Here is a 2,852-nt window from a genome sequence, read left to right on the forward strand (position 1 = left end):
CTGCGCGCCCTGCGCCGGCCGACGGAGCGCGCTAGGCCGTCAACGGCAGGTCAGTTGACGACACCCGGTCCGGGACGTCCGGTCAACGGCGTTCCATGCAGGCGGCCCCGGACCTTTTTTCATCCCCGGCGAACCTTTGGCGCCGGGCACCGCGGGCGGCGTCGTTGCCTCCTCCCCCGACGATGCGGCGGGCCCCGGTGAAACCGCAGCGTCCCCGCGCCCTCCGCGGGGGCGCTGCCTCCTTCCGAACCGCGATTCTGCAAAGCGTTCGGCTAAATTCGCTAACTTTGCAAAGCCATCTTGCGCTGCATCGCGGCATCGCGTTCACTCTCCGCCACGGTCGGAGAGAGGCCGTTGAAGGAGGAATACCAGCGATGCCCGAGTTCCAGAAAATTCTGGTCGCGAACCGCGGAGAGATTGCCATCCGCATCATGCGAGCGGCCAACGAGATGGGGAAGAAGACGGTCGCCGTCTTCGCCGAAGAGGACAAGCTCGGGCTGCATCGTTTCAAGGCCGACGAGGCCTATCGCATCGGCGAGGGGCTGGGCCCCGTGGCGGCCTACCTGTCGATCCCCGAGATCATCCGCGTGGCCAAGGAATCGGGCGCCGACGCCATCCACCCGGGCTACGGGCTGCTCTCCGAGAACCCCGAGTTCGTGGATGCCTGCGACGCTGCCGGGATCACCTTCATCGGACCCAGGGCCGAGACCATGCGTGCGCTCGGCGACAAGGCCAGCGCCCGCAAGGTGGCCGTCGCCGCCGGCGTGCCGGTCATCCCCGCCACCGAGGTGCTGGGCGACGACTTCGACGCCATCGCGAAGGAGGCCGAAGAGATCGGCTACCCGCTGATGCTCAAGGCGTCCTGGGGCGGCGGCGGGCGCGGCATGCGCCCGATCAACAACGCCAAGGAGCTCAAGGAGAAGGTGCTCGAGGGCCGCCGCGAGGCCGAGGCGGCCTTCGGCAACGGCGAGGGCTATCTCGAGAAGATGATCATCCGCGCCCGCCACGTCGAGGTGCAGATCCTCGGCGACAAGCAGGGCAACATCTACCACCTCTACGAGCGCGACTGCTCGGTGCAGCGCCGCAACCAGAAGGTCGTCGAGCGCGCGCCCGCGCCGTATCTCTCGGAAGCGCAGCGCGAGGAGCTCTGCGAGCTCGGCCGCAAGATCTGCGCCCACGTGAACTACGAATGCGCCGGCACCGTCGAGTTCCTGATGGATATGGAGACGGGCAAGTTCTACTTCATCGAGGTGAATCCGCGCGTGCAGGTCGAGCACACCGTGACCGAAGAGGTCACCGGCATCGACATCGTGCAGGCCCAGATCATGATCGCCGAGGGCAAGAGCCTGGCCGAGGCCACCGGCAAGGCCTCGCAATACGACATCCGGCTCACCGGCCACGCGCTGCAGACCCGGATCACCACCGAGGATCCGACCAACAACTTCATCCCCGACTACGGCCGGCTCACCGCCTACCGCTCGGCCACCGGCATGGGCATCCGTCTCGACGGCGGCACCGCCTACGCCGGCGGGGTGATCACCCGCTATTACGACTCGCTGCTGGTGAAGGTCACCGCCAAGGCGCCGACCCCCGAGCAGGCGATCCGCCGGATGGACCGCGCGCTGCGCGAGTTCCGCATCCGGGGCGTGAGCACGAACATCGACTTCGTGATCAACCTGCTGAAGCACCCGACCTTCCTAAACAACCAGTACACCACCAAGTTCATCGACACGACGCCCGAGCTCTTCGACTTCAAGAAGCGCCGGGACCGGGGCACCAAGGTGCTGACCTACATCGCCGACATCACGGTGAACGGTCACCCCGAGGTCGCCGGGCGCCCCAAGCCGCCCGCCGATCTCAAGCCCGCCAAGCCCCCCGCCCCGCGCACCGAGACGCCGCCGCCGGGCACCCGCACCCTGCTCGAGGAGAAGGGCGCGCAGGCGGTCGCCGACTGGATGTCCGAGCAGACGCAGCTGCTGATCACCGACACCACCATGCGCGATGGTCACCAGTCGCTGCTGGCCACCCGCATGCGCTCGCTCGACATGATCAAGGTGGCGCCGGCCTATGCGGCGAACCTGTCGAACCTGTTCTCGGTCGAGTGCTGGGGCGGCGCCACCTTCGACGTGGCCTACCGCTTCCTGCAGGAATGCCCGTGGCAGCGCCTGCGCGACATCCGCGCCAAGATGCCCAACGTGATGACGCAGATGCTGCTGCGCGCCTCGAACGGCGTGGGCTATACCAACTATCCCGACAACGTGGTCGAGAGCTTCGTGAAGCAGGCGGCGGACTCGGGCGTCGACGTGTTCCGCGTCTTCGACTCGCTGAACTGGGTCGAGAACATGCGCGTCGCCATGGACGCGGTGATCGAGAGCGGCAAGATCTGCGAGGGCACGGTCTGCTACACCGGTGACATCCTCGACCCGGCGCGCGCCAAGTACGACCTCAAGTACTACGTCGCCATGGGCAAGGAGCTGAAGGCCGCGGGCGCCCACGTGCTGGGGCTCAAGGACATGGCCGGGCTGCTGAAGCCTTCCGCCGCCGGCGCGCTGATCAAGGCGCTGAAGGAAGAGGTCGGCCTGCCGATCCACTTCCACACCCACGACACCAGCGGCGCTGCCATCGCCACCATCATGGAGGCCTCGAAGGCGGGCGTCGACGCGGTGGACGCGGCCATGGACGCGCTCTCGGGCAACACCTCGCAGCCGACGCTGGGCTCCATCGTCGAGGCGCTGCGCCACACCGACCGCGACACCGGGCTCGACGTGGACGTGATCCGCGAGGTCTCGAACTACTGGGAAGCGGTGCGCGGCCAGTACGCGGCGTTCGAGAGCGGCATGCAGGCGCCGGCC

1 protein-coding gene is annotated in these 2,852 nt (G+C 67.7%); it reads left to right on the forward strand.

Features of this window, described 5'->3' with window-relative positions:
• Positions 1-374 precede the first annotated feature (374 nt).
• A partial coding sequence (locus HC022_RS23155) for a pyruvate carboxylase (RefSeq protein ID WP_167453971.1) occupies positions 375-2,852 on the forward strand: 2,478 nt, incomplete at its 3' end.

Origin of the sequence: Salipiger sp. HF18, assembly GCF_011806505.1 — a bacterium.
Lineage (GTDB): Bacteria > Pseudomonadota > Alphaproteobacteria > Rhodobacterales > Rhodobacteraceae > Salipiger > Salipiger thiooxidans.